Source organism: Mycobacterium sp. NPDC048908 (assembly GCF_043197955.1).
Classification (GTDB): Bacteria; Actinomycetota; Actinomycetes; order Mycobacteriales; family Mycobacteriaceae; genus Mycobacterium.
The window spans coordinates 898,736-925,166 of the sequence record NZ_JBICUE010000001.1 but is presented as its reverse complement, the minus strand read 5'-3'; the positions used below and the strand labels follow the sequence as shown (position 1 = coordinate 925,166).

Here is a 26,431-nt window from a genome sequence, read left to right as displayed (position 1 = left end):
CCGTCAGGTCGGGATCACACCGATCTGCTTCATCTGCGCGTAAACGTCGACAACACCCCAGGTCTCGACGATGCGACCGTCGGCGAAGCGGAAGATGAACATCTCGTTGTAGGTCACCGGCTTGCCGGTGGGCGCGACGCCCATGAACTCACCGCGATGCGTCCCGCGCACCGTCGTCCTGGTCACCACCTTGTCCCCCTCGGCGATCATGTCTTCGACCGTGAGGTGGATGTCGGGGTAGATCGCGTACAGCGCCGCCCAGATCTGCTTGAGCGCTTCCGGGCCCGTCGTGTCGATGGGTAGCGGGGTGCGGATCACCGCGTCCGGATGGACCACCTCATCGATGGTCTTGGCGAGCACCGCCATATCGCCGGTGTTGGCCGCGTCGTGGAACCGCTTGACCGCCACCTTGTTAGCCGTCACTCCTCGTCGAGGAGGGCGGCGACGTCGTCGGGGATGTCGACGTTGGTGTACACGTCCTGAACGTCGTCGAGATCTTCGAGCGCGTCGATCAGCTTGACCACCTTACGGGCGCCGTCGACGTCCACGGGCACGCTGACCGACGGCTGGAAGCTGGCCTCCGCCGACTCGTAGTCGATGCCCGCTTCTTGCAACGCTGTCCGCACAGCAACGAGATCGCTTGGCTCACAGACGACTTCGAAACTGTCGTCGAGATCGTTGACTTCTTCCGCGCCCGCGTCGAGCACCGCGGTCAGCACATCGTCCTCGGTGAGGCCGTCCTTGGCCAGCGTCACCACGCCCTTGCGTGAAAACAGATACGACACCGATCCGGGGTCTGCCATGTTGCCGCCGTTGCGGGTGACCGCGACGCGCACCTCACCCGCGGCACGGTTGCGGTTGTCGGTCAGGCATTCGATCAGCACCGCGACGCCGTTGGGGCCGTAGCCCTCGTAGGTGATGGCCTGGTAGTCGGCACCACCGGCCTCCTCACCGGCGCCGCGCTTGCGGGCCCGCTCGATGTTGTCGTTGGGCACCGAGTTCTTCTTGGCCTTCTGTATGGCGTCATACAGCGTGGGGTTACCGGCGGGATCACCGCCACCGACGCGCGCGGCCACCTCGATGTTCTTGATCAATCGGGCGAAGTTCTTGCCGCGACGGGCGTCGATCACGGCCTTCTTGTGCTTGGTGGTGGCCCACTTGGAATGGCCGCTCATGCAGGTACTGCTCCGTTTCTTGCGTGACAAGTCCGAAGAACGAGTCTACGTGGACGTTTACCTGCTATCGACACCGCCCGGCGGTGCGGTTTGTGTGCCTTTTGTTGCGCTCAGCGCTGTAAATCGCCACAAATTGCGCTACTCGGACAGTCCGGCCTTCACCTGGCGAGTCAGGTCGTCGGCGATGATCTCCGGCTGACCCGCGAACAGGCCGTCAAGCGCGAGCTTCGCCACTACCGACGGGTCGGTCTTCTGGTCAGCCGGGACGGAATCGGCCATATCTGTGTCCATGTAGCCGACATGCAAAGACGCGACATGGATCCCGCGGGAGGCAAGCTCCTCGCGGAGCGCATCGGTCATCGCCCAGCCCGCCGCCTTCGCCGCGGAATAGGCGCCGAACACGGGCGCGTGGAACCACGACAACACGGATAGCACGTTGAGGATCGACCCGCCGCGGTTGGCCTCGATGACCGGAACGAACGCCCGGGTGACGGCGAGCGTGCCGAAGTAGTGCGTCTCCATCTCCAGACGCACGTCGTCGAACGACCCGGTCAGCAGCGACGCGCCGGTCGAGACGCCTGCGTTGTTGATCAGCACGTTGACGTCACTGGCCAATTTCGCGGCGTGGGAGACGGATTCGGGATCGGTGATGTCGAGCTGGACCGGGATGACACCGGGCACGTCGATGGTCTCGGGGCGTCGCGCGCCGCCGTAAACCTTCACGCCCCGCTCGACGAGTTGGGCGGCGAACCTCTTGCCCAGTCCGCGATTGGCTCCGGTGACGAATGCGGTGATCTGTTCTGTAGTCATGGCCGGTGCAAGGCGAATTTCGTACCGATCATTCCATAACTGGCGAATTGTGACACGCATCACGCCCCCGTCAGGGCCTAAAGCATGTCGACGAACAGCTTGTGAATGCGACGGTCACCGGTCATCTCCGGATGAAACGCCGTCGCCATCACGCGGCCCTGCCGAACGGCGACGATGTGGTCGCCTGCCCGGCCAAGCACCTCAACCTCGGGGCCCACCCGTTCCACCCATGGCGCGCGGATGAACACCGCGTGGACGCGGTCATTGAGCCCCTCGAACGGGAAGTCCCCTTCGAACGAATCGACCTGTCGGCCAAAAGCGTTGCGGCGCACCGTCATATCGATCGCTTTCAGCGGGACGGCGGCGCGGCCCTCGGCACCGGCGTCGAGTATTTCGGTGGCCAGCAGGATCATCCCGGCACACGACCCGTAGGCGGGCATGCCATCGGCCAGGCGCGCGCGCAACGGCTCCAGCAGTCCGAACTCGCGCAGCAGATGGCTCATCGTGGTGGACTCCCCGCCTGGGATCACCAACGCGTCGACGGCTTCGAGCTCGGAGACACGGCGCACGGTTGTGGCCTCGGCACCGGCTTCACGCAGCGCGGCCAGATGCTCGCGGGTGTCGCCCTGCAGCGCGAGGACGCCGACGCGCGGTGTGCTCATGGCCGATAATCACGCTGGTAGCGGGTCAACCCCTCCTGCATCACCGCCGCGACCATCTCACCGGTCTGGGTGAAGATCTTGCCCTGGGTCAGCGAGCGGCCCCCGCACGCCGATGGCGACGACTGGTCATAGAGCAGCCATTCGTCGGCGCGAAACGGCCGCATGAACCACATTGCGTGATCCAGCGAGGCGACCATCAGATGTTTGCGTTCCTCGACGTGGTTCACCTGCGCGGAGCCCAGCAGCGTGAGGTCGCTCATGTAGGCCAGCGCGCAGATGTGCAGCACGTGATCGTCGGGCAGCGGGTCGCGGTGGCGGAACCACACCTGCTGTTGTGATGCTTTGCCGGGCAGCAACTTCATCTCGTCGCGCGGGACGATGCGGACGTCCCACTCCGCGAACTGCGCGAACCCGGCGTCGTCAAAGGCGCCGCCCTTCGAGATGAACCCCGGCAGGTCGTCGGGCGGCGGTGCGAACGGCATCGCGTCCTGGTGCTCGATACCGCTCTGGTCGGTCTGAAACGACGCGGACATCGAGAAGATCGTCTCGCCGTGCTGGATCGCGTTCACCCGCCTGGTTGCAAACGACCCACCGTCACGCAGGCGTTCAACGATGAAGACGGTCGGCGCCTTGGCGTCACCCGGCCGCAGGAAGTAGCCGTGCAGCGAATGCACCGCAAAACGTTCGTCGACGGTGCGCACCGCCGACACCAGCGACTGACCTGCCACGTGGCCACCGAAGGTCCGCTGAAAGTAGCCCGACTCCGGACTGAAGACACTTCCGCGGTAGATGTTCACCTCGAGTTGCTCGAGGTTCAGGATCTCTTCGATCGCCATGCAGAGTTGTCTACCAGCCCCGTTCAGCAAGCCTATGCGGGGCTGGCACGTCTTCCACGTTGATGCCGACCATGGCCTCCCCCAGCCCGCGCGACACCTTGGCCAGCACGTCGGGGTCGTCGTAGAAGGTCGTTGCCTTCACGATCGCGGCCGCCCGCGCCGCGGGATCACCGGACTTGAAGATGCCCGAACCGACGAACACGCCCTCGGCGCCCAGTTGCATCATCATCGCCGCGTCCGCCGGGGTCGCGATGCCGCCCGCGGTGAACAGCGTGACCGGCAGCTTGCCCGCCCGCGCCACCTCGACGACGAGCTCGTACGGTGCCTGCAATTCCTTTGCCGCAACATACAACTCGTCTTCCGACAGCGATGTCAGTCGACGGATCTCGCCGCCGATCTGGCGCATGTGGGTGGTCGCGTTCGAGACGTCGCCTGTGCCGGCCTCACCCTTGGACCGGATCATCGCCGCACCCTCGGTGATGCGACGCAGCGCCTCGCCGAGGTTGGTGGCGCCGCACACGAAGGGCACGGTGAACTTCCACTTGTCGATGTGGTGGCTGTAGTCGGCGGGCGTCAGCACCTCGGACTCGTCGACGTAATCGACGCCGAGGCTCTGCAGAATCTGCGCCTCGACGAAATGTCCGATTCGCGCCTTCGCCATCACAGGGATGGTGACCGCGGAGATGATGCCCTCGATCATGTCGGGGTCGCTCATCCGCGACACGCCGCCCTGGGCGCGGATGTCGGCAGGCACCCGCTCCAGTGCCATCACGGCGACGGCACCCGCGCCTTCGGCGATGCGGGCCTGCTCGGGGGTGACGACGTCCATGATCACGCCGCCCTTGAGCATCTCGGCCATGCCGCGCTTGACCCGCGCCGTCCCGGTCTGGCTGTTGGCCGACCCGTTCGATCCAGCTGCCCCGGTGTTACCCCGGTCGCCTCGCTTTTGCTCGCCGGATTCCACTGCTATCTCCTCCAAATCGCTACTGATCCAGTCTAAAGGTGGCGGCAAATCCAATGAATCCGCAGCTTCCGCACTTGTCAGCGGATCGACTGCAACTGCCGGCGCGGCGCTGCGCCCCGTGCATCGGCCAGCGCGTTCGCCTCTTCGAGAAGCTCGCCGAGCTGCAGCGGATAGACGGTCTCACCCATAGCGACTAGCTCGGCGATCATTGTCGCATCGCACCACCGATGGCCGTGAATATAGGCCCGCTCCAGCCCGGTCCGACCGGCCGGCGACGGCTCGAACCGCGCGGTGCGGTGCACGAAGAACATCTCTTCGCTGCGGATGACCGCCCCGTTGAAGTCGATGACCGCTTCTCGCCGCCACACCGGCCCCACCACGTCGTCCGGCGCGACGTGTAAGCCAGTCTCTTCTTCGAGCTCGCGCACCGCCGCCTCGGGCAGCGTCTCCCCCTGTTGGGCCGCCCCGCCGACGGTGAACCACCACCGCGGCGCGTCCGACTTGGCGGGGTCCGACCCGCAGAACAGCAGCACGGCGCCTTCGTCGTCGAGCAGCACGACGCGCGCCGAGATCCGCCGATTGACGAGGCCGACGTCACGTGGGGTCACCTCCGCCCGTTCGGCGATTTCGAAATAGCTTGGCAGCGCGGCGGTTCCGCCGAGCCGAAGGATCCGCACGGCGGGCCGCTCGCGCAGCGCAAGCGTGTCGCGCACGGCGTCGTTGTGGAATCGACGGGCCAGCAGTACCCGCGCCTCGGCGTCGGCGAGCTCGGCGACAAGCGCCACCGGCAGCGACACCGGGTCCACGAGAGCCAGCGCCGCGGAAAGCTCGTTCTCGGCGGCCTCGCGACCGTTGCGCGGCGCCCGCTCCGCGGCGTCGGCCAGTGCCGCCAACCGCTTGCCGTCCGGTCCTCCCGCGTAGGCCTCCACGGCGACGGCTCGGGCCACCACCGCGCGCCGTGCCAATGCGCCGTCGAGCGCCTGCCAGGACAGGTCGTAGCGCACGTGCAGCCGGTCCAGCCGGTGCGCGGTCTGATAAGCCCAGGCGGCGGTCAGCAGCACGATCACCAGCAGCAGCGCCAGTGCGGTGACCACGAGCCAGGTCATCAACTACTCCCCCCGGTCGTGCCCTGCGCTTCGCGCGTGGGTCCACCGCTCTGCCCAGCGGTGCGGGGACTCCTGCCCGCCGTTCCCGCCACCCGCACCTTGGTGCCCGCGCCGGCCACAGTCTCGTAGACCCGCATGATCTGCCGCTCGACAACCGACCAGTCGTAGCGCCGCACCGCCTCGGTGGCCGCCGCCACGTAGTCGGTCCGCAGCGAATCGTTCTCCAGCATCTCGACGAGGCCTGCGGCAAGGCCCGCGGGATCGTCGACCGGCACCAACCGGCCTGCCTTGCCGTCGACGAGGACCCGGCGGAACGCGTCAAGGTCGCTGGCCACCACCGCGGTGCCCGCCGCCATCGCCTCGACCAGCACGATGCCGAAGCTTTCGCCGCCCAGGTGCGGTGCGCAGTACACATCGGCGCTCCGCATCGCCGACGCCTTCTGCGCATCGTCGACCTGGCCGAGGAATCGCAGATGCCTCGCCAGTTCTCCTGCGCTCTCCCGAAGCTCGTCCTCGTCGCCGCGGCCGACGATCAGGATTTCTACGTCAGGGAATCGCTCGGCCAGCGTCGGCAACGCACGAAGCAATACCGCCATGCCCTTGCGGGGCTCGTCGAACCTTCCGAGAAACAGCACCGTCTTGCCTGGCCGCGGGTAGCCCTCGAGAAGTGGCGCGTGCGCGAACGATCCCACGTCCACCCCGTTGGGGATTTCGACGGCGTCGCTGCCCAGCGCCTCCATCTGCCATCGTCGGGCCAGATCCGAAACCGCGATCCTGCCGACGATCTTCTCGTGCATCGGTCGCAGGATCGGCTCGAAGACGGTGAGCGTCAACGACTTTGTGGTCGAGGTATGAAATGTCGCGACAATCGGGCCCTCGGCGATGTTCAACGCCAGCATCGACAGACTCGGAGCGTTGGGCTCGTGCAGATGCAGCACATCGAATTCACCGTCGGCCAGCCACCGCTTCACCATTCGGTGGGTGGCGGGCCCGAACCGCAGCCGCGCCACCGACCCGTTGTACGGGATCGGCACCGCCTTGCCGCCGGACACCACGTAGTCGGGCAGTGAGGCGTGCGCGCCGGAAGAAGTCGGCGCCAGCACGCTGACGTCGTGGCCGCGTCGGTGCATCACCTCGGCCAGTTGCAGTACGTGCGACTGAACCCCGCCGGGGACGTCGAACGAGTACGGGCAGACCATGCCGATACGCATTACGCCTCCAGTTTCGCGCGGCGCTCGTCTGATAGGTCGGCTATCCATTGCGGCTGCATCATGTGCCAGTCCGCCGGGTGGGCGGCGATGTTGGTGGCGAAGTGGTCCGCCAGCTTCTGGGTGATCACAGAGACGTCGCAAGATGACGTGTCCAGCGGCTCGCTGACGCTGAGCCCCCACCCACGCTCGGTGAACCAGCAGTGCACCGCCATCAGGTCCGCGCCCGTCTCGATGGCCAATTTGGCCGATCCGGCAGGCATCCGGGTGGGTTCCCCGAAGAAGTCGACTTCCACGCCGTTGCGGCTGAGGTCGCGGTCGGCCATCAGGCAGACGGGGCCGCCGGCGCGCAGTCGTTCGGCCAGTATTTCAAACGGCGGCCGCTCACCGCCGGTCAGCGGCAGCATCTCGAAACCGAGGCTCTCCCGATAGGCGATGAACCGGTGGTAGAGCGATTCGGGCTTGAGTCGCTCGTTGACGGTGGTGAACGGGCCGTGCTTCCACACCAGCCACACCCCTGCCATATCCCAGTTGCCGCTGTGCGGCAACGCCATGATCGCGCCCCGGCCCGAATCCAGCGCAGTGGCGATGTGCTCTTTGCCGTCGAACCAAGGGTCGAGCAGTTCGCCCTGGCTCATCAGATCCATCGAGGGCAACCTGAATGCCTCCCGCCAGTACCGCGCGTAGGAGGACAGCGACGCACGAATCAACGCGTCAGGCACTCCCTCCGGCGCGGTACCGATGACGCGGGCCAGGTTCTTGCGCAGCTGTTTGGGTCCGCCGCCGCGGGCGGCATACTGAGCTCCAGCGTCAAACGCGTTGCGTGCCAGGAACTCCGGCATCGCCCGCACCAGCCGCCAACCGGTGGCGTATCCCAGATCGCTGATCTGCCCCCCGAGCGAGATCATGGCTGCGTCGCCTCGGGTTTCTCGCCGTTGCCGGCATCGGATTTGGTCAGCGGATCCATCGCGCCCGGTGACATTCGCACGCTGTGCATCCGCTGCCCCACCGTCACCAGGCTGGCCACTGCAAGCAACCACATCGCCACGTGCAACAGCCACGGCACATGTAAGAACCACACCCCGGAAAGCCCCGCGCCGACCAACACGATGATGAGTCGCTCGGGCCGCTCGATCAGGCCGCCCTCACCGGACAGCCCGCTGGCCTCGGCCCGCGCCTTGATGTAGGAGATGACCTGCGAGGTGACCAGGCAGATCAGCGTGGCCACCACCAGCGATGTGCTGCGTACACCGAATGCCGCCCACCAGAGCAGGCCACAGAACACCGCGCCATCGCCGATGCGGTCGCAGGCGGCGTCCAGCACAGCCCCGAATCGCGTACCACCGCCGCGCTCGCGGGCCATCGCCCCGTCCAGCATGTCGGCCAGCACAAAGATGAATACCGCGAACGCGCCCCACCACAACTGACCGATCGGGAACAACGTCAACGCGCTCAGGACGGTCCCGGCCGTGCCGAGAATGGTGATGCTGTCGGGTGTGAATCCGGCCCGCAGTGCGGCCTTGGCGACCGGCTTGGACAGCTTCGCATACGCCGCGCGGGTCATCAGGTAGAAATCGCTCACGGCTGCTTGGCCCACTCGGTGGCCAGCAGCTCACGCGTCTCCCGCAGTAGTTGCGGGACGATCTTGGAGCCGCCGATGATCGTGATGAAATTGGCGTCGCCACTCCACCGCGGCACCACATGCATGTGCAGGTGCTCGGCGAGTGACCCGCCCGCCGAACTGCCGAGGTTCAGGCCGACGTTGAATCCGTGCGGACGAGACACCGACTTGATCACCCGAATCAGCTTCTGCGTGAACGCCATCAGCTCGGCGCTCTCGTCGGCGGTGAGGTCTTCGAGTTCGGAGACCCGCCGGTACGGCACCACCATCGAGTGGCCCGGGTTGTACGGATACAGGTTGAGCACGACGTACACCAGCTCGCCTCTGGCCACCATCAGCCCTTCCTCATCGGGCATTCCGGGGATGTCGGTGAATGGTTCCCGAGACGCCGCCGACCCGCCCTTCATCGGCGCCTCGGCGATGTAGGTCATCCGGTGGGGTGTCCACAGCCGCTGCAGGTGGTCGGGCTCACCGACGCCGTGGTCGACGATCGTCCGGTCGTCGGGATCACTCACTTGTTCGAGCCCAACTTCAGCAGTTCGGCTGTCGGAGCGGCATTTTCGCGGCTGGTGATCCACTGGACAATTGCGGCGACCGCCTCCTCCCGCGGTACGCCGTTGACCTGAGTGCGGTCGCCGAAGCGGAAGCTCACCGCGTTGGCTTCGACGTCGCGGTCGCCTGCCACGAGCATGAACGGCACCTTCTGATTGGTGTGGTTGACGATCTTCTTCGCCATCCGGTCGTCGCTGACGTCGACCTCGGCCCGGATTCCGTGCATCTTCAGTTGCGTGACAAGGCCGTTGAGGTATGGGATGTGGCCGTCGGCCACCGGGATCCCGACCACCTGCACCGGTGCCAGCCACGCCGGGAACGCACCCGCGTAGTGCTCGGTGAGGATGCCGAAGAACCGCTCGATCGACCCGAACAGCGCGCGGTGGATCATCACCGGGCGCTGCCTGCTGCCGTCCGGGGCGGTGTATTCCAGTTCGAACCGCTCGGGGAAGTTGAAGTCCAGCTGAATGGTCGACATCTGCCAACTGCGGCCCAGCGCGTCCTTCACCTGCACCGAGATCTTCGGACCGTAGAACGCCGCACCACCCGGATCGGGCACCAACTCCAATCCTGAGGCTGCGCCGACCTCGGCCAACACGTTCGTCGCTTCCTCCCACAACTCGTCGGACCCGACGGACTTCTTCGGGTCCTTCGTCGACAGCTCGAGGTAGAAGTCGGTCAGGCCGTAGTCACCGAGCAGATCGAGCACGAACCGCAGCAGCGACGTCAGTTCATCGCGCATCTGGTCCCGCGTGCAGTAGATGTGCGAGTCGTCCATCGTCAGTCCGCGCACCCGGGTCAGGCCGTGCACGACGCCCGACAGCTCGTAACGGTAGACGGTGCCGAACTCGAAGAGCCGCAACGGAAGTTCGCGATACGACCGCCCGCGCGACCGGTAGATCAGGCAGTGCATCGGGCAGTTCATCGGCTTGAGGTAGTAGTCCTGGCCGGGCTTGCGTACGGTGCCGTCCTCGTTGAATTCCGCGTCGAGGTGCATCGGCGGGAACATGCCGTCGGCATACCAGTCGAGGTGTCCGGAGATCTTGAACAGTTCAGCCTTGGTGATGTGCGGGCTGTTGACGAACTGGTAGCCGGCCTCGATGTGCTTGCGGCGCGAATAGTCCTCCAACTCGCGGCGGATGATGCCGCCCTTGGGGTGGAAAACCGCCAAGCCGGAACCGATTTCGTCGGGGAAGCTGAACAGGTCCAGCTCCGCGCCGAGCTTGCGATGGTCGCGGCGCTGCGCCTCTTCGATGAACTCGAGATGCGCGTCGAGCGCCTCCTGCGACTCCCATGCAGTGCCGTAGATGCGCTGCAGACTTGCGTTGTTCTGATCGCCGCGCCAGTACGCGGCCGAGCTGCGCGTCAACTTGAACGCCGGAATGTAGCGCGTCGTCGGGATGTGCGGGCCGCGGCACAGATCACCCCACTCGCGTTCGCGGGTACGGGGATTGAGGTTGTCGTAGGCGGTGAGCTCGTCGCCACCGACCTCCATCACATCGGGGTCACCCGACTTGTCGTCGACGAGTTCGAGTTTGTACGGCTCGTTGGCGAGTTCCTCGCGGGCTTCGTCTTTCGACGCGTACACCCGACGGGAGAACAGCTGGCCTTCCTTGACGATCTGGCGCATGCGCTTCTCCAGCGCCTCCAGATCCTCCGGCGTGAACGCGCGGGGCACGTCGAAGTCGTAGTAGAAGCCGTCGGTGATGGGCGGCCCAATGCCGAGCTTGGCCTCGGGGAACATGTCCTGCACCGCCTGCGCGAGCACATGGGCGGTCGAGTGCCTGATCACGCTGCGGCCCTCGTCCGTGTTGGCGGCGACCGCCGTCACCTCGACGTCGCTGTCCGGCGTCCACGACAAGTCGTGCAGTTTGCCGTCGGCGTCGCGCACGACCACGATCGCGTCATCGGCGCCCCGGCTCGGCAGGCCGGCGTCACGAACCGCTGCCCCGGCGGTGGTCCCGGCAGCGACCCGGATCGGGGCTGCAAAGGCGGGGCTGGCGGGCGCGCTCATCGGTTGGTCTCCAAACTTTCAGGGGGTGTGTCGATCGCGACCATGCTATCGGTGCGAGTCGTCAGTCCCCCACGCCAATAGGACTGTTCAACCATGGGTGCTCGATCCCGACGAGCTCCGCTGACCAGTCGAGCGCGCCGAGCAGCCACAGCGTCGCGACCACGATGAGCGCGGTGAGCACCCCACCGAATACCTGCCAGGCGGCATGCTGCCGGTGAAACCAGTCCATCGCCTTGTCGTAGCGCGCCTTGGCATAGGCGAGCAGCCGACGCGCCCAATCGAACTCGGTGGCCAGGATGCCCAGGCCGAGGAACACGATGGCCCAGCCGGGTCCTGGATACGGGATCGCGAGGATGCCGACGCCGAGCACCGCGACCCCGACCACCGCGATCGCGATGCGGTAACCGAACTCGACCCGCGGCCGGTCGCGCAGCCGGTCACGCCACCGCGCCCAGCGCTTCCTGACGCCGGATACGTTCACGGCTGCCCCGGATTCAGCTTGACGAACAGCGCATTGGCCTCAGCCAGCACGGTGTCGCCGTCGAGCACCCGGCCCGAGATGAACATCTTGCGGCCGTCGACGCGGTCGACCCCGGCGTCGAGCTGCAGTTCCGTCTCGATCGGCACGATCTTGCGGTAGTCGACGTGCAGAAAAGCGGTCCGCTGATAGAGGCTCTGGGTGAGCCGGAACGCGGTGAAGCCGAGCAGCGAGTCGAACAATTGCGCGATGCATCCGCCGTGGGCGGCGCCGTTGCGACCCAGGTGGAAGCGGCGGAAGCAGACGGTGCCAGCGACCCGCCCGCCGTCGGTTTTGTGATAGTCGCCGGGGACGCTCAACACGCTGCCCCGGTTCGGCAGGTCCATCCGGCGACCCGACGGTGACGACCACTCGTCCGCGTCGTAGGGCGCGAGCAGCTTCGAGGCGGCCTCGATCAGGTCGGCGGCCTGCGTGATCACGTCGTCCGGGGCGTCCGCGGCTCGGGCATGGTCCTGCAGCGTGCGAACCGCCTCGACGAAGCGGCCGTAGTCGGGTCCGCCGTGGGCGGTCGGCTCGGCGGGGCTGAAGTCTCCGCCGCGATGCTCCTGTGCGTAGGCCACCCGGCCACCGTATTGGGTGCCTCAGCCGTCGGCGGACCCGGCTTTGCTCAGCGTGTCGAACTCGTCGTCCGACAACTCGATCTCGGCGGCGGCGACATTCTCCTCCAGATGCGCCACCTTCGACGTTCCTGGAATCGGCAGCATCACCGGCGACCGCTTCAGCAACCATGCGAGGGCCAGCTGAGACGGGGTGGCGTGATGATCGTCGGCGATGCGCTGCAGCGGCCCGCCCGGTGCGGCCAGCGGGCCGGCTGCCAACGGGAACCACGGGATGAACCCGAGGCCGCCGGCTTCGCAGGCGTCCAGCACGGGCTCGGCCGACCGAACAGTGATGTTGTACATGTTCTGCACCGACACGATCGTCGCCGTCTTCTGCGCCGCCTTTAGCTGGTCCACGTTCACCTCGGACAGGCCGATATGCCGGATCTTCCCTTCTTGCTGCAGCTTCACCAGCTCGCCGAGCTGGTCTTCGGCGGGGAACTTGGGGTCGATGCGGTGCAACTGGAACAGGTCGATGGTGTCGACGCCGAGTCGGCGCAGGCTCAACTCGCATTCCTGGCGCAGATAATCCGGGAATCCCAGCGGCGACCATTCGTCGGGCCCGGTGCGCACCAGGCCGGCCTTCGTCGCGACGACAACACCGTCATACGGGTGCAGTGCTTCGCGGATCAGCTCCTCGGAGACGTACGGCCCGTAGGAATCCGCGGTGTCGATGAAGTTGACGCCGAGCTCGGCTGCGCGGCGCAGCACGCGGATGCATTCATCGCGGTCGTCGGGCGGACCCCAGACGCCCTTCCCGGTGAGTCGCATCGCGCCGAAGCCGAGGCGATTGACCGTGAGGTCACCGCCGATGGTGAACGTTCCGGATGCTTGCGCGATGCTTTGCGTGGCCATTCACAGACCGTACGCCCGCGACGAGAATGTGTCCTTGTGAAGCTGCTGGATCTCGCGACGCTGCCGTTGACGTACACCGAAGTGGGCGCGACGGCGGGTGCGTTGCCCCCCGGGTATCACCATGTGCAGAAGTCGGCGGTGATCGGGCAGGGACGACGACGCTTCGAGGACGCCGCCGACGAAGGCATGCGCTGGGGCATGCTGCGCGGCGCGGGTCTGCGAGTCGACGCGACGAGCGAGGTCGCCGGCACGGGATCAGAAGTGCTGGTGCATTTCGGTCCAGTCGCTGCGCCGTGCCGCGTGGTGTACGTCGTCGACGAGCCGAACCGGCGTGGGTTCGCGTACGGGACGTTGCCGGGCCACGCGGAATCCGGTGAGGAACGCTTCACGGTGTGCTACGACCCGACCACCGAGGAAGTGCGTGCGGAAGTCACCGCGTTCTCCCGGCATGCGACGTGGTGGAGCAGACTGGGCTCGCCCGTCACGTCGCTGATTCAGCGAATCGTCACCGATCGGTACCTGCGCGCGCTGTAATCGGCTCGGTATCCGTGTTGCGGGCTTGAGCAGCGCGTACCCTAAGAATGGCCAGCCATGAAGGATGATCAGATGGTGACGGTGAACGACCCGGGCAGACTGGATGCCACCCACCTCCGCATCGCGGAACTGGTGCACGGGCTGCACAGCCGGTCGGACGCGGACTCCGACTCCGTGCTCGACGAATTGGTGGAACACGCCGCCGTCGAGATTCCGGGGGCCCAATATGCCGGCATCACGGTCACCCGCAACGCCAAACACATCGACACGCCCGCTGCGACGCACAAGTGGCCTATCTTGCTCGATGAGATTCAGCAACGTCATCGCGAAGGCCCCTGCCTGACAGCGGCCTGGGAAGAGAAGATCGTTCACGTGGCGGATCTGGAGACCGACAACCGGTTTCCGCGCTACCGCGAGGATGCGCTCGAGAGGACGCCCATTCGGGCCGTCATGGCGTTTCAGTTGTTCATCGCCGACGAAACCATGGGCGCGCTGAACGTCTATTCCGAGAGCCCGTACGTGTTCGACCAGGCGTCGAGAGACATCGGGCGCGTCTTCGCCGCACATTCGTCGGTGGCGTGGAACTCGGCGCGGCGTGAAGAACAGTTCAAACGCGCATTGGCCAGCCGCGACACGATCGGCCAGGCGAAGGGCATGATCATGGAGCGTTACGGCGTCGACGCGGTGCAGGCGTTCGAGGTGTTACGCAAGCTGTCACAGGACTCGAACGTGCCTCTGGTCGAGGTGGCCACCGACCTCATCACCAAGGCTCAAGACAGCTAGCCGCTTTCCTCGGCCACGCCACAGTTATCCGCTGTGGCCAAAGCGTGATGGATCCTTGACCGAAATGCCAAGGGGCACCTACACATAGAAATCCGCACGGCACCCTACGATCTAATTAACACTGTTGTTATTTCAAAGGAATCGAAAGCCATGCGTGGGGTTGCGCTATGTGTTCTCGCGGCACTCGGGATCAATGCGGTGGTGGCGGCGGGGCCTGCCGATGCCGGCGTGGCGATCCCGAACCGGTCGAACGTTGCTCCACCGGTGGCGAATCCGTTGTTCAAGCCGGCCATTGCTTCCGTTTTACCGGCGCGCGACGCGGTGGTGGGCGTGGCGCACCCAGTCGTGGTCACGTTCAACGCGCCGGTTCTCGACAAGCACGCCGCCGAACGGGCCATCGACATCACATCGGCCCCCGCGATGACGGGCAAGTTCGAATGGCTCGACAATCGCGTCGTGCAGTGGCTGCCGGACCGATTCTGGCCGGCGCATAGCACGGTGGCCTTGTCAGTGGGCGGCTTCAAGACGGAATTTGCAACGGGCCCAGCCGTTATCGGCGTTGCGAGCATCTCGGATCACACGTTCACGGTGACCATCGACGGTGTCGGCGCGGGACCGTCGACCGAGTTACCTTCGCCACACCACCGACCTCACTTCGGTGAGCCGGGTGTGTTCCCGGCTTCGATGGGCCGACCGGAGTATCCGACGCCCGTCGGCACCTACACGGTGTTGTCGAAAGAGCGTGACGTGATGATGGATTCCAGCAGCGTCGGCATCCCGGTCGATGCTCCCGACGGTTACCTGCTCGACGTGGAATACGCCGTACGTTTCACTCGCCGTGGGCTTTTCGTGCATTCCGCGCCATGGGCGGTCAATTCACTCGGGTATGAGAACACCAGCCACGGTTGTGTCGGACTCAGCACAGAGGACGCCGAGTGGTACTTCAACACGGCCAACGTCGGTGACCCAATCATCGTGCAGGAGAACAGCATCGAGGTTCCGCGCGCGGTACCGAAGTGACCCGCGCGGGATCATTGGCATCCCGCATGGAGTCCCGCACCGAGCAGTCGGTCAACATGTTTCGGCCCGGCGGCGGATCGGTACTCGCCGCCGGGCCGAACCCGGATCAGGATCTGTGCGCGTTGTCAGCCGGTCGGGCCGGGGATGATCGGTTGACCATCCACAGGCGCACCTGGCGCCGGCGGGCCCGTCGGCACACCCTTGCCCGTGCCGGCCATCTCGACGAGCGGTGCACCACCGGCCAGCGGCGCACCCACCGGAATCGGCGCGCCCACCGGCAGCCCGCCCAGGGGGACCGGGGCGCCCACAGGCACCGGCGCGCCCACGGGGACCGGGGCGCCGACGGGCACTGGAGCCGCCACGGGAACCGGGCCTGGTAAGGCCATCGGAACGCCGGCCATCTCAGACAGCGGCGCGCTGGGGGCGCATGCGGCAGGGCCCGCGCCTGCCGCGCCTGCAGCACCTGCCGCGGCAGGTGCTCCAGCGGCGCCACCCGCCGACGTTTGAAGGCATGCGTAATCTTCGCCGCCGGTTATCAGCGGGGCGGCCGCCGCCTGCGGGCCCAACGCCATCGCGACGCTGCACAATCCAGCGCCAGCAGCAACCACTGTGACGGTGACTCGATCAAAGATCGTCATCGACATCGAACCCTTCATTTGCGCTCAGCCATTCGGCATTCGTTTGGCGCGGCAAACCCGCGTACCGTACAGAAGTCGTGGTGAAACGACCGCGTCAATTATCAGCAGCCAACGTGGGCAACGCGCCGCGCCGCACCACACTGTGTCCAAACGGTGACGTTCGGTCTGCCATGCCGGATGTGACGATCGCGGCTCCCGCAAAACCCGTTGACGTGCAACGATCTTGAAAACGCAACCGCCGCCGCGACTCCACGGATCCGCGGTTACGCAACCGATGCCACGCCGATGCCGAGCCGTCACCGGGTTTCGGTTCGGCGCTGTTGGGCATCACTGATGAGGGAGGCCACCGAACTAGGACAGGGGTTGGTATGTGATGAGTGTTGAGTCCAAACGGGCCGCGGAGCCGACGATCGGCGAGTTGATGAGCCAGCTGTCATCACAGGTGTCACGGCTGATCCGCGACGAGATGCGGCTCGCGGAGAAGGAATTCCAGGAATCCGCCAAACACGCGGGCATTGGCGCTGGCCTGTTCAGCGTTGCAGGTCTGTTCGCGTTCTTCGGCGCGGCGGCTGTCCTCGCGGCGGCAGTTGCCGCCCTGTCGCTGGTGCTGCCGGTGTGGGCGGCCGCGCTCATTGTCGGCGCCGTGCTGTTCATCGCCGCCGGCGTCGCCGCGATCGCCGGACGCGGCCAGGCCAAGGAGGTCACTCCGGCGGCGCCGAGAACCGTCGAAACCGTAAAAGCCGATATTCAGGAGATCAAGGATGCCCGCCATGGCACGACCTGACCCCATGCCGCAGGAACCCGGCCCCGACGCGGGCGTCGACGACATTCAGGCCGACATCGAGCGGACCCGAAAAGAGTTGGGCGACACCGTCGGAGCGCTGTCGGAGAAGCTGGACGTGAAGCAGCGCGCCAAAGACAAGGCCGCCGAGACCAAGGGGCGCATCGTCGACACGACGCATTCGGTGGGTCAGATCGCGACGCAACCGAAGGTCAGTGGCCCAGTGATCGCGTTTGTGGTCGGCGCCGCAATTGTCGGGCTGGTGCTCTGGCGGCGCCGTCGTTAGTGCGGACCATCAACACCGAACAGTTTGGATATCCGAGAATCGGATGGCAATTCGGGGTGGTCAACGTGGCGACCGCTGCGGCATCCGAGTCGCCGACCACAGCTAGCTGGACGTCTGCGCCGTCGCCGTCCGACCGTCGGTATTGCCGACCGGTGCCTGCCGCCACCACCTCCACGGGCACATCCGGATAGCGGCGGATCCAACTGTCGACGCGGCGATCGATCTGTCGCACAGTGGCTTTCCGCAGCCGGCCTTCCTGCATTGCCTGGTGCACCACTTCGTCGTTGTCGGGGTGATCGTCGAGGACGACCGAGATGACGCCGCAGTCACGGGGTCGCCCGCCAGCGTCGGAGCGGATCACCGCCACGGGGCAACGGGCATGTTCCATCAGCGCAACGGCGATGGCGCCGAACAACTTTCCACTCGACGAGGCGGGTTCGCCGATACACACCATCGCAGCGTGGCACGACTCGGCGATCAGCACCTCAGCCGGCTCCCCCACCGTCCGTCGTAGCTCCAGCCCGACCGGCTTTCCCACGTCTTCGATGACGTCCTCGGCGGTGAGCAGCACGATGTCTGTGCAATCGCAAGGCCGTCCGGCCGCCCGGCGCTCGGGCACGGCGTGCACCAGGCGGATCGGAACGCCGCGGAATACCGCGTCTTTGACTGCCCACCTCAGGGCGTTGAGCGAGGCTGTCGATCCGTCGACACCCACCACGACGGGCTTGTCGTCATCGGGCATGGTTGCAGGTTATCGATACCGGTGAGGGCCTGATTAGGGCCTTTGGTCGTCTGCCCGGGGTTCGTTCGACCTATGACTGCAACGGCGCCGACCACCTGATCATGGTGCCGTTGCCGGCAACACTTTCGATCGCGAAACTGCCGCCGACGTCGTGGGCGCGTTTCTGCAAGTTGGTAAGGCCACTGCCGGTGATCTCGCCGGAGATCCCGCTGCCGTTGTCCACGACTTCGACGATCAAGTCATCTCCGACCGTGACGCTCACCGACAGCGTGGTGGCCTTCCCGTGCCTGATCGCGTTCCTGACGGCCTCACGGACAACGGCCTCCGCGTGGTCGGCCAGCGTCGCGTTCACCACCGACAGCGGGCCGACGAACTGCGTCGTGGTCCTCACGTCCGAATTGGCGAACTGAGCCACCGCTTCATCGAGACGCTGACGCAGACGAGTCGTCCCCGAGGACGCGCCGTGCAGGTCGAATATCGCAGTCCGGATTTCCTGTATCACTTCCTGCAGGTCGTCGACGCAGCACGAAAGGCGTTGTTGCACTTCGGGTACGCGTGCCCTTGAGATGGTCCCTTGAAGGGACAGCCCGACTGCGAAGAGGCGTTGGATGACGTGGTCGTGCAGGTCTCGTGCGATGCGGTCGCGATCGGTCAGGATGCTGAGTTCCCGCATTTGCCGCTGTGCGTTCGCAAGCTGCCACGCCAGCGCGGCCTGATCGGCGAATGCCGCCATCATGTCGAGCTCTTCGTCACTGAAGGGTTGCGCGCCCACAGCGCGCAGCGCAACGAGCACGCCCGCAACGGCGTCCGTCGCCCCCAACGGCAATACCAGCGCGGGCCCCGTCGACGCGGTCTCACTGGCAACGAGATCGAACCGGTCGAACCGGCCGGGAACGCGATCGATGAAGGCCTCGCCCACCGATGTCCCCTCGACCGGAATCGACACCAACTCCGTCGCCGGGCCGTCGCCGGATGTCGCGGTCACCAGCAGTTCGTCGACCTCGCTGGCCGGCACATCCGGATCCGCGGGAACGGCCACCAGCGTCACTTCGGCACCGCTCAGCGTTCTCACCTCGTCGGCGACCAAACGAAACACCCTGGTGGGATCGGTGCCGGACAGCAGCTCCGTCCCGACGTCACGGGTCGCTTCTATCCAGGACTGTCGCGTCTTGGAGGTCTGGTAGAGGCGCGCGTTGTCGATCGCAATGCCCGCCGCCGCGGCGAGGGCCTGGACCAAGACCTCGTCGTCCTCGCTGAACGGCTGCCCGTTGGCCTTTTCGGTGAGGTACAGGTTTCCGAAGACCTCGTCGCGGATCCGGACGGGTACCCCGAGAAAAGTCCGCATCGGCGGATGATTCGGCGGAAAACCCACCGATGCGGCGTGGTTGGCGATGTTGTCCAACCGGATGGGCTTGGGATCGTCGATGAGCACGCCCAGCACGCCGCGGCCCTCGGGAAGATGCCCGATCTGCTCGCGCATCTCCTCGTCGATTCCCTCGTAGATGAACTCGACCAATTCATGGTCGCGCCCACGGACGCCGAGCGCTCCGTATTGGGCGTCCACCAACTCGATCGCGGTGTGCACGATCGTGCGGAGGGTTTGGTCCAGTTCGAGGCCCGACGTGACCACCAGCATGGCGTCCAGAAGGCCGGCGAGCCTGTCGCGGCCCTCCACGATCGCTTCGACGCGGTCCTGGACTTCCAGGAGCAGTTCTCGCAGCCTGAGCTGAGACAACGTCTCGCGGAGTGGGCGCATGTTCGTTTGGACGCCCGACTCGACGGGGTCGGTCACCGATTCATCGTCGCATCGGCTAAGCGGATTCGCGAAGATTTCGGCAGACTATTTGACCTCGCCGACAGACTCCTGAACCGGTTGCGAATTGGCGCAGTCGGCGCGATCTTGATGTAGCCGTTCAGTCCTGCCCGCGGACGCGGCCCGCGGACGCTGCCAACGAGTCGATCGCAGTTTGCAGTTTCTCGCCGACTTCGTCGGCTACCGGGCGGAGTTCGGGCTCACTCGTAACATCAACGAGCACTTGAGGATCCATCGCCTCGACCAATACCCTGCCGCTGACATCGGGGTCGGACCGGACCACGACGTTGCAGGGCAGCAAGAGTCCGATCTGGCGGTCGATGTTGACCGCACGGTGCGCCAGCGGCGGGTTGCAAGCACCGAGGATCAGGTAGTCCTCCATGTCCTCGTCGAGTTTGGCTTTCAGCGTGGCCTTGACGTCGATTTCGGTGAGCACTCCAAAACCCTGCTCCGCTAGCGCATCCCGGGTGAGCCGAACGGCGTAGTCGAACGACGTGTGCAGCGCAGTGGCTACCGCGATACCCATATCAACTCCATCTCAGGCCAGCGCCAGGAACAGCTTCTCCAACTCAGCTTCGCTCATCGGCTTCGCGCCGTCGGCAGCCTCGCCTGTGACACATTCCCGCAGGCCGGTTGCGACGATCTTGAAGCCAGCACGATCCAGTGCACGCGACACCGCCGCCAGTTGGGTCACGACGTCCTTGCAGTCTCGGCCGTGTTCGATCATCGAGATCACGCCGTCGAGTTGCCCCCGCGCGCGCCGGAGTCTGTTCAGCACCGCCGCGATGGCGTCTTCATCACCAACCATGCAGCTACTCCCTTCCAAGCCTCGCAACTATGGTACCCGCCGGGGTATTCCGCGTATATCACGTCGCCCCAGCGGCGACGCCGTACCTGATGACCATCCGGCGCAGCGGGCAGTGGGCGTATCGGGTGGCAAATCGTATCTTCGACGAGAAATACCACTTCTGTGTGAGTTCCACGTACTCGGGCGTCAAGGCCGCCCCAGCCCAAAGCTGCCTTGCCTGGAAGAGCCGCTGACAGTTGCATGTCCCAACCCCCAACCAGGATGCGCGGTACCAAGGGTCCTAAGGCCCCGACATGGGGACCATCGACTCTGGTTCGCGGACCCCCGCAGAAGGACAGTGGGATGCCAACAGAAAGCGGAGGTCGTGATGCCCGCCACGATGGTGGATACCGAGATCATCAGGGAAGCCGTGCGACTGGCGTGCCGCGCACCGTCGCTGCACAACAGCCAGCCGTGGCGATGGGTGCTGGAAGGGAGCACCCTGCATCTGTTTGCGGATCCGTTCCGGGTTCCCCGTGCCGCAGACGAGTCGGGCCGAGAAACGTTGATCGCCTGTGGGGCCGCCCTCGACCATCTCCGGGTGGCGATGGCCGCCGCGGGGTTCGTCGCGCACGTCGAACGATTCCCGAATCCCAACAACCTCCTCCACGTAGCGGGCGTTGAGTTCACGCCCCTCGAATTCGTCACCGCCGGCCACCGTCAGCGTGCGAACGCGATTCTGCTGCGACGCACCGATCGGCTTCCGTTTGCGCCCCCTCCGGACTGGGAGTCCTTCGAACCGGCGCTTCACGACACCGTCCGGTCCGACCGCGTGCGCATCGACATCGTGCCCGACGATCGTCGTCCGCAACTCGCAGAGGCATCTCAGCTCACGGAGTCGGTCCGGCTCTACGATTCGACGTACCACGCCGAACTCCAATGGTGGACAGCGGCATTCGCGCTTTCCGAAGGCATTCCGCACAGTTCGTTGGTGTCCGCGGCCGAAAGCGACCGCGTTGATGTGGGCCGGACATTCCCCGTAACGCACCATCGTGAGCGCAGGCCAGAGATCGACGAAGACCATGCCAAAGTCGCAGTGCTGTCGACATACGACAACACGCCTCACAGCGTGGTTCTCTGCGGTGAAACGCTTTCCGCCGTGCTGCTCGACGCCGCCATGGTGGGACTGGCGACGTGCACGCTCACCCACATCACGGAGATACCGGCGAGCCGAGAGATCGTCGCGGAATTGATCGGCCACAGCACTCAAGACATCACGCCGCAGGTGCTTGTCCGCATCGGTCGGGCCCCGTCGATCGAAGATTCGCCACCCGCGACACCTCGACGACCGGTCGACGAGGTGTTCGAGGTGCGCACCGCGGACCAATGAACACGCAAAAAGGACTTTTGCCTCTCTGCGGTTTGCGACGACGTCGATAGCGTCAGCGCATGCAAGACGACAGGACGTCGGGGCGCGCCGTCGTGGTCGGCATCGACGGCTCGCGCTGCGCGGTCGACACTGCGATGTGCGCGGTGGATGAGGCGGTCAGCCGCGATAATCCGTTGCGGCTTGTGTACGCAATTGATCCGGTGTGTGCGGGTAGGGGCGCGCAGGACGCGGCGCGTGAGCTGGCCTGTGCGGCGTTGAACGACGCCCAGATTTGCGAACAGCAGCACGTATTGTGAGCAGTACGTTCAGGGTTCCGGCAACATCTACGGAAGGCCATCGCGTGGTCAAAGTCTTCCTCGTTGACGATCACGAGGTGGTGCGGCGAGGACTCGTCGACCTCCTCGGAGAGGATCCCGAACTCGAAGTGGTGGGCGAAGCAGGCTCGGTGAGCCAGGCTCTCGCGCGTATCCCCGCCCTCCAGCCGGATGTGGCGGTGCTCGATGTGAGACTGCCCGACGGCAACGGCATCGAACTCTGCAGAGACCTCCTGTCGCGGATGCCGAATCTGCGCTGTCTGATGTTGACGTCGTTCACTTCCGACGAGGCCATGCTCGACGCGATCCTGGCCGGCGCGAGCGGGTACGTGGTGAAAGACATCAAGGGCATGGAACTCGCTCAGGCCATCAAGGAGGTCGGCGCCGGCCGATCACTGCTCGACAACAGAGCCGCCGCAGCGTTGATGGCCAAACTTCGTGGCGCCGCAGAGCATTCCGATCCGTTGTCGGGACTCAGCGACCAGGAGCGGGTGCTGCTGGACCTGCTCGGTGAGGGACTGACCAACAAGCAGATCGCAGCCAGGATGTTCCTCGCGGAGAAAACGGTGAAGAACTACGTGTCCCGGCTGTTGGCGAAGCTCGGCATGGAACGGCGGACACAAGCCGCGGTGTTCATCTCCAAGTTGGATCAGTCGCACCGGCGGCAATAGCCCTCACGACGGTTCATTGCCGAAGTGCTCTGGGAGAACCATTTGATGTTTCGGTGCTCACGGACGCCGGGTAGCCGTGCACACGGCGCCTCGAGGGCTCGGTGTTACACATCACGGTCGAATTGGACGCGGGGACCCATCAGGTGAACGGTGAACCATCAAGCCGCGCAACCATTTTCGCCAGCGCACGCCGCGGCGTCGATGGCAGCGGATCGGCGTTCACCGGTGCCCAGCCGATGCGCAGCATCATTTGCGGATACTCGTCGTCGCCGAAAACGTCGGCCCGCACGGCGGTCCGCGTTTCTTCGATCTCCAACGGTTCCGTGATGGGGCAGTTGGCCAATCCCAGTGCGGTCGCCGTCAGCAACACCAAGCTGGTGGCTTCGCCTGCGCGTAACCGCGACACCTCGTCGTCGGCCGCGGTGCCCAAAGCAATGACCACGGCGTTGTCCTCTGTCGGATCGACGTCCGCTGTCTGGGCCAATACTGGACCGGCGAACACACGCGCCGGAATCGTTGCGGCCGAGACCGGTTCGGGAGTGGAACGCGCCGGGACGCCCGCGGTCGCGCCGTACCTGCCGCTCCACGCGGCCAACTCGGCCAGGTACTCCTGATCGCCGGCATGCCGGATCGCGGCCTGAGAGACAAGATCTTTGAGATGTTCAAGCCCATCGACTCGGCGCAGGGCGACACCCGCGAGCGCCGCCCGGGAAGCCATCAGGGCGAGGTCGCCTTGGGGCACCGGCCATGCGCTGTAGTGGCGCCTGTCGGTGCGACGGCGCGGGATGGCGGCGGCAAGGGTGATGTCTATCTCGTTGGCGGGTAGCGGTAGAGCTCGATAGAGGCCAGCCGGTGCTGTTCGTCCGGATTGGGCAGCCGATGGACCTTCGACTGCCATCCAGCGCGGCGAATGCGACGACGCAGTGATTCAATGCGGCGCCACAACTGAGCATCAGGTCACGACTGTCGGGGTCGGTGTGCCGCAGGTGCAGGTCGGGGTCGGCGTAGAGATGCAGGCTGTTGTCCCCGACCCGCCACTGCCATGGCTGTGAGTTGTGCACGGACGGAGCCCGGGCGGCCAGCGAGAGGGCGGACCGGATGGTCTCGACGTCTGGCAAACGTGCGCTCATAGCTCCACAATGGCGACTCGTCCCCGCGATGAGCAGAGCACAAAGACCCTGGTGCCGAGGACTAGGGAATCCACCCGCAACGACGGCTGTCGGACGATTGCGCCACATCCCGCGCAACCGATCGGACAGTGGAACGAAAGCGGCTCGCCGACCGCAAGTTGGGGTAAGTCAGGGAGATCGCGCAGCACTCTGCGGGGGTTAGTCGCCGTGGCGCTGGTGTCGCCGCCTGATGGTGCCGACCGGCCGTGTGCTCGGGTTGCTCAGCTGCGCTTGCTGGCGCGCGACTTCGGTGAGAAGCAGGGCCAGTCTCACCAGGTTCTGGTCCAAGTCCCGAATGAGGTTCTCCCATCGCTCGCCGGGATCGTCGTGCGGGTTGGGGAAGCGTGTGTGTGCGAAGTCGACCACTAGGGCGCCACGTAATCAGGCACCTGGGTTGCGGGCGCGAGTCAACGACTCGATTACTTCCGTCATAGCCGGCAGCGCGAGGCCGGGACCCAAGTCGCAGCCACTGCCTTAATCGACAGCGTTGGATACCCTGCGAACCACCGCCCGGCCCCGGTGGCGCGGCCGGAAAACGGCGCCAGCGCATCATGCACTCGGTTCACAACCTAACGGAAGTGCTTAAGGCACAACATCTCTCAGTACCTCGACCGCGTCCTGCAAAGCCCGAGCGCGGTGAGTGCGCCGCAAACGTGCGCTGAACACGGTCACTGACCGATGAAGCCGACGCCCAACTGGGCTCGGACTCGACGATGTGACGTGGCGTTCGAATTCGGAGGACGAGAAGAATGCCCAGGGGCAACTCGACCCCAGAAAATGTTGTGGTCCCGACTGGGATCGAACCAGTGACCTTCCGCGTGTGAGGCGGACGCTCTCCCGCTGAGCTACGAGACCGGGGAGCCCGACCCGAACAGGTCGAACGACGTCGAAGACTAGCACGTCGGGACACCCGACCCGAATCCGCGGTGGCGCGCGGCGGCCGCAGATTCCCGACTTCGCGCGCGGCGTGCCCGTTGTTCTGACCTCGGATCCATACAGATTTGTGCGGCCCCACTTTGGTGGACTATCGTCGTGCTTCGCGACGGGCGACGAGTCGTTCGTGGCGCGCGGATGTAGCGCAGTTGGTAGCGCATCACCTTGCCAAGGTGAGGGTCGCGGGTTCGAATCCCGTCATCCGCTCGAGGTGCAGTCGCATCAACCCCAGCGGTGGAGTGGCCGAGTGGTGAGGCAACGGCCTGCAAAGCCGTGCACACGGGTTCGATTCCCGTCTCCACCTCCACGTTGGACTCGCGCGATTAGCTCAGCGGGAGAGCGCTTCCCTGACACGGAAGAGGTCACTGGTTCAATCCCAGTATCGCGCACCACAGTTTCGCAACGAACCACGTGTTGTCAGCCTCCGCTCAGGTCTTGTGCCCAAAATGGGCTGGACCGGTCTGATCGCTGGAGCCCCCATGAACCCCTACGGCTGTCCCCGCCAGTGCGACTGCCACCACCCGGGTGAATGCCTCTTCAAGCAAGCCGCGCCCGAGCCGCCGAGCTTCGCAGTGGTGTGGATCGTGGGCGCGTTCGCCGTCGCGGCGCTAGTGGCCGTCCTCATCCTTCTGCTGTAGGCCCGCGCGGTATTGCTGCGCGCGCCAGTCCCGATACGGGCCAACTGATCCAGTTCACCTCAATGTTTGCTGTCACTTCCGGTAATTTCGGCAGACATGCGGCTAGCCGGAGCGTTCTTCGCGAACAAGGCGGAAGTCGTCGACGACATGCTCAATGTCGAGGGCGGCTTCTGGGCCAGCACGACCGTCCCCGCAGGCGCCACCAGCTTCCAGTCGAGTTGTGTCGTGCTGTGCGACACGAGGCGCCGCGACATCGGCTCCCACTACACCCTTCACATCGACGCGTCGGGCCCCACGGGGCAGCGCTGGGCGCCGGCCTGGTCGACGAGATTCCAGTTGCCCAGCGCCATGAAGTTCATGGTGCTCACCCAGATTGCGCTCCCGATGGAGCATGGCGGAGGCCGGCACGTCTACAGCTTCCGACTGGATGGCGCCCATGAGCGCTTCGACATTCCGCTCGACGTCCTCATCCGCTGACGGCTCGGAAACTGTTCACTGTCCAGATCGCAACCGTTAGGCTTCGCGGAGACCAACCGGTCACGACGACCAGAGGGTGGGACATGATTCGCATACTTCTCGCCGCCGCTGCGATCACGGGCGCCGCCGTCAGCACGGCACCGGCCGCGCTCGCCGACGACGGCGACAACCTGTATTTCGACAAGCCCACCCACTACTCCACCGACGTGCCGGGGATGAACTACGACGCCCACCTCAGCGCCCCGTGCGACAACATGGAACTGTTCACCTTCGGGCGCGGCCCCGGTGGCGAGGCGCTGCAATGCCGGTGGATCGAGAACCAGTGGCCGCCCGTCGACACCGGCTTCTGGGTGTCGACTTACGAGTTGTTCGGCGTCCAAGAGGTCGGCTCGCCATGCCCGAAGCCACAGGCCGCCGCCCAGGCTCCCGACGGTCGGCCATTGCTGTGCCTCGGTGACCAAGGCTGGCAACCCGGCTTCTTCACCCGCGAAGGCTTCTTCCCGCGGTAGCCGACG

General features: G+C 65.5%; 32 protein-coding genes, 4 tRNA genes and 1 pseudogene. 14 read left to right on the top strand and 23 right to left on the bottom strand.

Going from position 1 to position 26,431, the window contains the following annotated elements; all coding sequences use genetic code 11:
* Positions 1-3: 3 nt before the first annotated feature.
* The 15 genes from ACGFK1_RS04600 to ACGFK1_RS04530 form a co-directional block, all read right to left on the bottom strand.
* On the bottom strand, positions 4-423 hold the full coding sequence (locus tag ACGFK1_RS04600; RefSeq protein ID WP_393426184.1) for an ester cyclase: 420 nt from the start codon (positions 421-423) through the stop codon (positions 4-6).
* Complete coding sequence (locus ACGFK1_RS04595; RefSeq protein WP_393426181.1) at positions 420-1,175, bottom strand: YebC/PmpR family DNA-binding transcriptional regulator; 756 nt, start codon at positions 1,173-1,175, stop codon at positions 420-422. Before ACGFK1_RS04595 ends, ACGFK1_RS04600 begins: the two co-directional genes overlap by 4 nt.
* Positions 1,176-1,313: 138 nt before the next feature.
* The gene (locus ACGFK1_RS04590) at positions 1,314-1,985 is read right to left on the bottom strand and encodes an SDR family oxidoreductase (protein ID WP_393426178.1); all 672 of its coding nucleotides are present in this window, start codon (positions 1,983-1,985) and stop codon (positions 1,314-1,316) included.
* Between the two features lie 77 nt (positions 1,986-2,062).
* Positions 2,063-2,647, bottom strand: a complete 585-nt coding sequence (gene pdxT, locus ACGFK1_RS04585; RefSeq protein WP_393426175.1) for a pyridoxal 5'-phosphate synthase glutaminase subunit PdxT — start codon at positions 2,645-2,647, stop codon at positions 2,063-2,065.
* Positions 2,644-3,483 (bottom strand): acyl-CoA thioesterase II, encoded by an 840-nt coding sequence (gene tesB, locus ACGFK1_RS04580; protein WP_393426172.1) that lies wholly within the window; start codon positions 3,481-3,483, stop codon positions 2,644-2,646. The genes pdxT and tesB overlap by 4 nt, the downstream gene beginning before the upstream one ends.
* Before the next feature lie 10 nt (positions 3,484-3,493).
* Entirely contained in the window at positions 3,494-4,447 is a 954-nt protein-coding gene (gene pdxS, locus ACGFK1_RS04575; RefSeq protein WP_393426170.1) for a pyridoxal 5'-phosphate synthase lyase subunit PdxS, read from the bottom strand.
* A 77-nt stretch (positions 4,448-4,524) separates the two neighbouring features.
* Complete coding sequence (locus ACGFK1_RS04570) at positions 4,525-5,553, bottom strand: NUDIX domain-containing protein (protein ID WP_393426167.1); 1,029 nt, start codon at positions 5,551-5,553, stop codon at positions 4,525-4,527.
* Positions 5,553-6,764 (bottom strand): glycosyltransferase family 4 protein, encoded by a 1,212-nt coding sequence (locus ACGFK1_RS04565; RefSeq protein WP_393426164.1) that lies wholly within the window; start codon positions 6,762-6,764, stop codon positions 5,553-5,555. Before ACGFK1_RS04565 ends, ACGFK1_RS04570 begins: the two co-directional genes overlap by 1 nt.
* The gene (locus ACGFK1_RS04560; RefSeq protein ID WP_393426161.1) at positions 6,764-7,669 is read right to left on the bottom strand and encodes a phosphatidylinositol mannoside acyltransferase; all 906 of its coding nucleotides are present in this window, start codon (positions 7,667-7,669) and stop codon (positions 6,764-6,766) included. The genes ACGFK1_RS04565 and ACGFK1_RS04560 overlap by 1 nt, the downstream gene beginning before the upstream one ends.
* Positions 7,666-8,343 carry a phosphatidylinositol phosphate synthase gene (gene pgsA / locus ACGFK1_RS04555; protein ID WP_393426158.1) on the bottom strand — a complete coding sequence of 226 codons (678 nt, stop codon included), beginning with the start codon at positions 8,341-8,343 and terminating at the stop codon, positions 7,666-7,668. The genes ACGFK1_RS04560 and pgsA overlap by 4 nt, the downstream gene beginning before the upstream one ends.
* Positions 8,340-8,897 (bottom strand): HIT family protein, encoded by a 558-nt coding sequence (locus ACGFK1_RS04550; RefSeq protein ID WP_393426155.1) that lies wholly within the window; start codon positions 8,895-8,897, stop codon positions 8,340-8,342. The genes pgsA and ACGFK1_RS04550 overlap by 4 nt, the downstream gene beginning before the upstream one ends.
* Positions 8,894-10,948, bottom strand: coding sequence for a threonine--tRNA ligase (gene thrS / locus ACGFK1_RS04545; RefSeq protein ID WP_393426152.1), 2,055 nt, complete (start codon positions 10,946-10,948; stop codon positions 8,894-8,896). Before thrS ends, ACGFK1_RS04550 begins: the two co-directional genes overlap by 4 nt.
* Before the next feature lie 61 nt (positions 10,949-11,009).
* A complete protein-coding gene (locus ACGFK1_RS04540; protein WP_393426150.1) occupies positions 11,010-11,429 on the bottom strand; it encodes a TIGR02611 family protein in 420 nt (139 codons plus the stop codon).
* The gene (locus ACGFK1_RS04535) at positions 11,426-12,046 is read right to left on the bottom strand and encodes a PaaI family thioesterase (protein ID WP_393426147.1); all 621 of its coding nucleotides are present in this window, start codon (positions 12,044-12,046) and stop codon (positions 11,426-11,428) included. Before ACGFK1_RS04535 ends, ACGFK1_RS04540 begins: the two co-directional genes overlap by 4 nt.
* A 21-nt stretch (positions 12,047-12,067) precedes the next feature.
* Positions 12,068-12,940 (bottom strand): aldo/keto reductase, encoded by an 873-nt coding sequence (locus tag ACGFK1_RS04530; protein WP_393426144.1) that lies wholly within the window; start codon positions 12,938-12,940, stop codon positions 12,068-12,070.
* Between the two features lie 36 nt (positions 12,941-12,976).
* Here ACGFK1_RS04530 and ACGFK1_RS04525 point away from each other — a divergent pair, with 36 nt between their 5' ends.
* The 3 genes from ACGFK1_RS04525 (at position 12,977) to ACGFK1_RS04515 (ending at position 15,277) form a co-directional block, all read left to right on the top strand.
* On the top strand, positions 12,977-13,474 hold the full coding sequence (locus tag ACGFK1_RS04525) for a DUF1990 family protein (protein ID WP_393426141.1): 498 nt from the start codon (positions 12,977-12,979) through the stop codon (positions 13,472-13,474).
* Positions 13,475-13,531: 57 nt separating this feature from the next.
* Complete coding sequence (locus ACGFK1_RS04520; protein ID WP_393426138.1) at positions 13,532-14,257, top strand: GAF and ANTAR domain-containing protein; 726 nt, start codon at positions 13,532-13,534, stop codon at positions 14,255-14,257.
* 150 nt (positions 14,258-14,407) lie between these two features.
* The gene (locus tag ACGFK1_RS04515) at positions 14,408-15,277 is read left to right on the top strand and encodes a L,D-transpeptidase family protein (RefSeq protein ID WP_393426135.1); all 870 of its coding nucleotides are present in this window, start codon (positions 14,408-14,410) and stop codon (positions 15,275-15,277) included.
* Positions 15,278-15,402: 125 nt separating this feature from the next.
* Here the strand turns inward: ACGFK1_RS04515 and ACGFK1_RS04510 are convergent, their stop codons facing one another.
* A complete protein-coding gene (locus ACGFK1_RS04510) occupies positions 15,403-15,915 on the bottom strand; it encodes a hypothetical protein (protein ID WP_393426132.1) in 513 nt (170 codons plus the stop codon).
* Positions 15,916-16,288: 373 nt separating this feature from the next.
* On the opposite strand from ACGFK1_RS04510, the gene ACGFK1_RS04505 reads away from it, so the two are divergent.
* Positions 16,289-16,699, top strand: coding sequence for a phage holin family protein (locus tag ACGFK1_RS04505; protein WP_393426129.1), 411 nt, complete (start codon positions 16,289-16,291; stop codon positions 16,697-16,699).
* On the top strand, positions 16,686-16,982 hold the full coding sequence (locus tag ACGFK1_RS04500) for a DUF3618 domain-containing protein (RefSeq protein ID WP_393426127.1): 297 nt from the start codon (positions 16,686-16,688) through the stop codon (positions 16,980-16,982). Before ACGFK1_RS04505 ends, ACGFK1_RS04500 begins: the two co-directional genes overlap by 14 nt.
* On the opposite strand, the gene ACGFK1_RS04495 is transcribed toward ACGFK1_RS04500, so the two are convergent.
* The 4 genes from ACGFK1_RS04495 to ACGFK1_RS04480 form a co-directional block, all read right to left on the bottom strand.
* On the bottom strand, positions 16,909-17,724 hold the full coding sequence (locus tag ACGFK1_RS04495; RefSeq protein WP_393426124.1) for a universal stress protein: 816 nt from the start codon (positions 17,722-17,724) through the stop codon (positions 16,909-16,911). The two genes, ACGFK1_RS04500 and ACGFK1_RS04495, sit on opposite strands and share 74 nt — an antisense overlap.
* Positions 17,725-17,794: 70 nt before the next feature.
* Positions 17,795-19,516, bottom strand: coding sequence for a GAF domain-containing sensor histidine kinase (locus ACGFK1_RS04490; protein ID WP_393426121.1), 1,722 nt, complete (start codon positions 19,514-19,516; stop codon positions 17,795-17,797).
* A gap of 121 nt (positions 19,517-19,637) precedes the next feature.
* A complete protein-coding gene (locus ACGFK1_RS04485) occupies positions 19,638-20,063 on the bottom strand; it encodes a DUF302 domain-containing protein (RefSeq protein WP_393426118.1) in 426 nt (141 codons plus the stop codon).
* Positions 20,064-20,075: 12 nt separating this feature from the next.
* Entirely contained in the window at positions 20,076-20,345 is a 270-nt protein-coding gene (locus ACGFK1_RS04480; protein ID WP_101949625.1) for a metal-sensitive transcriptional regulator, read from the bottom strand.
* Positions 20,346-20,712: 367 nt separating this feature from the next.
* Here ACGFK1_RS04480 and ACGFK1_RS04475 point away from each other — a divergent pair, with 367 nt between their 5' ends.
* From ACGFK1_RS04475 to dosR, 3 genes are read left to right on the top strand one after another with little or no spacing between them, the layout of a single operon-like run.
* Complete coding sequence (locus ACGFK1_RS04475) at positions 20,713-21,714, top strand: Acg family FMN-binding oxidoreductase (RefSeq protein ID WP_393426115.1); 1,002 nt, start codon at positions 20,713-20,715, stop codon at positions 21,712-21,714.
* 59 nt (positions 21,715-21,773) lie between these two features.
* Positions 21,774-22,010 (top strand): hypothetical protein, encoded by a 237-nt coding sequence (locus ACGFK1_RS04470; protein ID WP_393426112.1) that lies wholly within the window; start codon positions 21,774-21,776, stop codon positions 22,008-22,010.
* Between the two features lie 44 nt (positions 22,011-22,054).
* Positions 22,055-22,699, top strand: a complete 645-nt coding sequence (gene dosR, locus ACGFK1_RS04465; RefSeq protein WP_393426109.1) for a hypoxia response regulator transcription factor DosR/DevR — start codon at positions 22,055-22,057, stop codon at positions 22,697-22,699.
* 139 nt (positions 22,700-22,838) lie between these two features.
* Here the strand turns inward: dosR and ACGFK1_RS04460 are convergent.
* The 3 genes and pseudogenes from ACGFK1_RS04460 to ACGFK1_RS04450 form a co-directional block, all read right to left on the bottom strand.
* A pseudogene (locus ACGFK1_RS04460) lies at positions 22,839-23,829 on the bottom strand (Acg family FMN-binding oxidoreductase).
* A 198-nt stretch (positions 23,830-24,027) separates the two neighbouring features.
* Positions 24,028-24,234, bottom strand: coding sequence for a hypothetical protein (locus tag ACGFK1_RS04455; RefSeq protein ID WP_393426106.1), 207 nt, complete (start codon positions 24,232-24,234; stop codon positions 24,028-24,030).
* Positions 24,235-24,651: 417 nt separating this feature from the next.
* Positions 24,652-24,723: transfer RNA gene (locus ACGFK1_RS04450), tRNA-Val, on the bottom strand.
* Between the two features lie 212 nt (positions 24,724-24,935).
* Between ACGFK1_RS04450 and ACGFK1_RS04445 the strand changes: the two genes are divergently transcribed.
* The 6 genes from ACGFK1_RS04445 (at position 24,936) to ACGFK1_RS04420 (ending at position 26,425) form a co-directional block, all read left to right on the top strand.
* Positions 24,936-25,008, top strand: a tRNA-Gly gene (locus tag ACGFK1_RS04445).
* A gap of 26 nt (positions 25,009-25,034) precedes the next feature.
* Positions 25,035-25,108, top strand: a tRNA-Cys gene (locus ACGFK1_RS04440).
* A gap of 10 nt (positions 25,109-25,118) precedes the next feature.
* Positions 25,119-25,193: transfer RNA gene (locus ACGFK1_RS04435), tRNA-Val, on the top strand.
* Between the two features lie 87 nt (positions 25,194-25,280).
* Complete coding sequence (locus ACGFK1_RS04430) at positions 25,281-25,439, top strand: hypothetical protein (protein WP_393426103.1); 159 nt, start codon at positions 25,281-25,283, stop codon at positions 25,437-25,439.
* Between the two features lie 96 nt (positions 25,440-25,535).
* Positions 25,536-25,916 (top strand): hypothetical protein, encoded by a 381-nt coding sequence (locus ACGFK1_RS04425; RefSeq protein ID WP_393426100.1) that lies wholly within the window; start codon positions 25,536-25,538, stop codon positions 25,914-25,916.
* A gap of 83 nt (positions 25,917-25,999) precedes the next feature.
* On the top strand, positions 26,000-26,425 hold the full coding sequence (locus ACGFK1_RS04420) for a hypothetical protein (RefSeq protein WP_393426097.1): 426 nt from the start codon (positions 26,000-26,002) through the stop codon (positions 26,423-26,425).
* Positions 26,426-26,431 lie beyond the last annotated feature (6 nt).

Coding starts and splice junctions, on each gene's coding strand:
- ACGFK1_RS04595 (WP_393426181.1), bottom strand. CDS start 1,175: ATGAGCGGCCATTCCAAGTGGGCCACCACCAAGCACAAGAAGGCCGTG.
- ACGFK1_RS04590 (WP_393426178.1), bottom strand. CDS start 1,985: ATGACTACAGAACAGATCACCGCATTCGTCACCGGAGCCAATCGCGGA.
- pdxT (WP_393426175.1), bottom strand. CDS start 2,647: ATGAGCACACCGCGCGTCGGCGTCCTCGCGCTGCAGGGCGACACCCGC.
- tesB (WP_393426172.1), bottom strand. CDS start 3,483: ATGGCGATCGAAGAGATCCTGAACCTCGAGCAACTCGAGGTGAACATC.
- ACGFK1_RS04570 (WP_393426167.1), bottom strand. CDS start 5,553: ATGACCTGGCTCGTGGTCACCGCACTGGCGCTGCTGCTGGTGATCGTG.
- ACGFK1_RS04565 (WP_393426164.1), bottom strand. CDS start 6,764: ATGCGTATCGGCATGGTCTGCCCGTACTCGTTCGACGTCCCCGGCGGG.
- ACGFK1_RS04560 (WP_393426161.1), bottom strand. CDS start 7,669: ATGATCTCGCTCGGGGGGCAGATCAGCGATCTGGGATACGCCACCGGT.
- thrS (WP_393426152.1), bottom strand. CDS start 10,948: ATGAGCGCGCCCGCCAGCCCCGCCTTTGCAGCCCCGATCCGGGTCGCT.
- ACGFK1_RS04530 (WP_393426144.1), bottom strand. CDS start 12,940: ATGGCCACGCAAAGCATCGCGCAAGCATCCGGAACGTTCACCATCGGC.
- ACGFK1_RS04520 (WP_393426138.1), top strand. CDS start 13,532: ATGAAGGATGATCAGATGGTGACGGTGAACGACCCGGGCAGACTGGAT.
- ACGFK1_RS04515 (WP_393426135.1), top strand. CDS start 14,408: ATGCGTGGGGTTGCGCTATGTGTTCTCGCGGCACTCGGGATCAATGCG.
- ACGFK1_RS04510 (WP_393426132.1), bottom strand. CDS start 15,915: ATGACGATCTTTGATCGAGTCACCGTCACAGTGGTTGCTGCTGGCGCT.
- ACGFK1_RS04505 (WP_393426129.1), top strand. CDS start 16,289: ATGAGTGTTGAGTCCAAACGGGCCGCGGAGCCGACGATCGGCGAGTTG.
- ACGFK1_RS04500 (WP_393426127.1), top strand. CDS start 16,686: ATGGCACGACCTGACCCCATGCCGCAGGAACCCGGCCCCGACGCGGGC.
- ACGFK1_RS04495 (WP_393426124.1), bottom strand. CDS start 17,724: ATGCCCGATGACGACAAGCCCGTCGTGGTGGGTGTCGACGGATCGACA.
- ACGFK1_RS04485 (WP_393426118.1), bottom strand. CDS start 20,063: ATGGGTATCGCGGTAGCCACTGCGCTGCACACGTCGTTCGACTACGCC.
- ACGFK1_RS04480 (WP_101949625.1), bottom strand. CDS start 20,345: ATGGTTGGTGATGAAGACGCCATCGCGGCGGTGCTGAACAGACTCCGG.
- ACGFK1_RS04475 (WP_393426115.1), top strand. CDS start 20,713: ATGCCCGCCACGATGGTGGATACCGAGATCATCAGGGAAGCCGTGCGA.
- ACGFK1_RS04470 (WP_393426112.1), top strand. CDS start 21,774: ATGCAAGACGACAGGACGTCGGGGCGCGCCGTCGTGGTCGGCATCGAC.
- ACGFK1_RS04430 (WP_393426103.1), top strand. CDS start 25,281: ATGAACCCCTACGGCTGTCCCCGCCAGTGCGACTGCCACCACCCGGGT.
- ACGFK1_RS04425 (WP_393426100.1), top strand. CDS start 25,536: ATGCGGCTAGCCGGAGCGTTCTTCGCGAACAAGGCGGAAGTCGTCGAC.
- ACGFK1_RS04420 (WP_393426097.1), top strand. CDS start 26,000: ATGATTCGCATACTTCTCGCCGCCGCTGCGATCACGGGCGCCGCCGTC.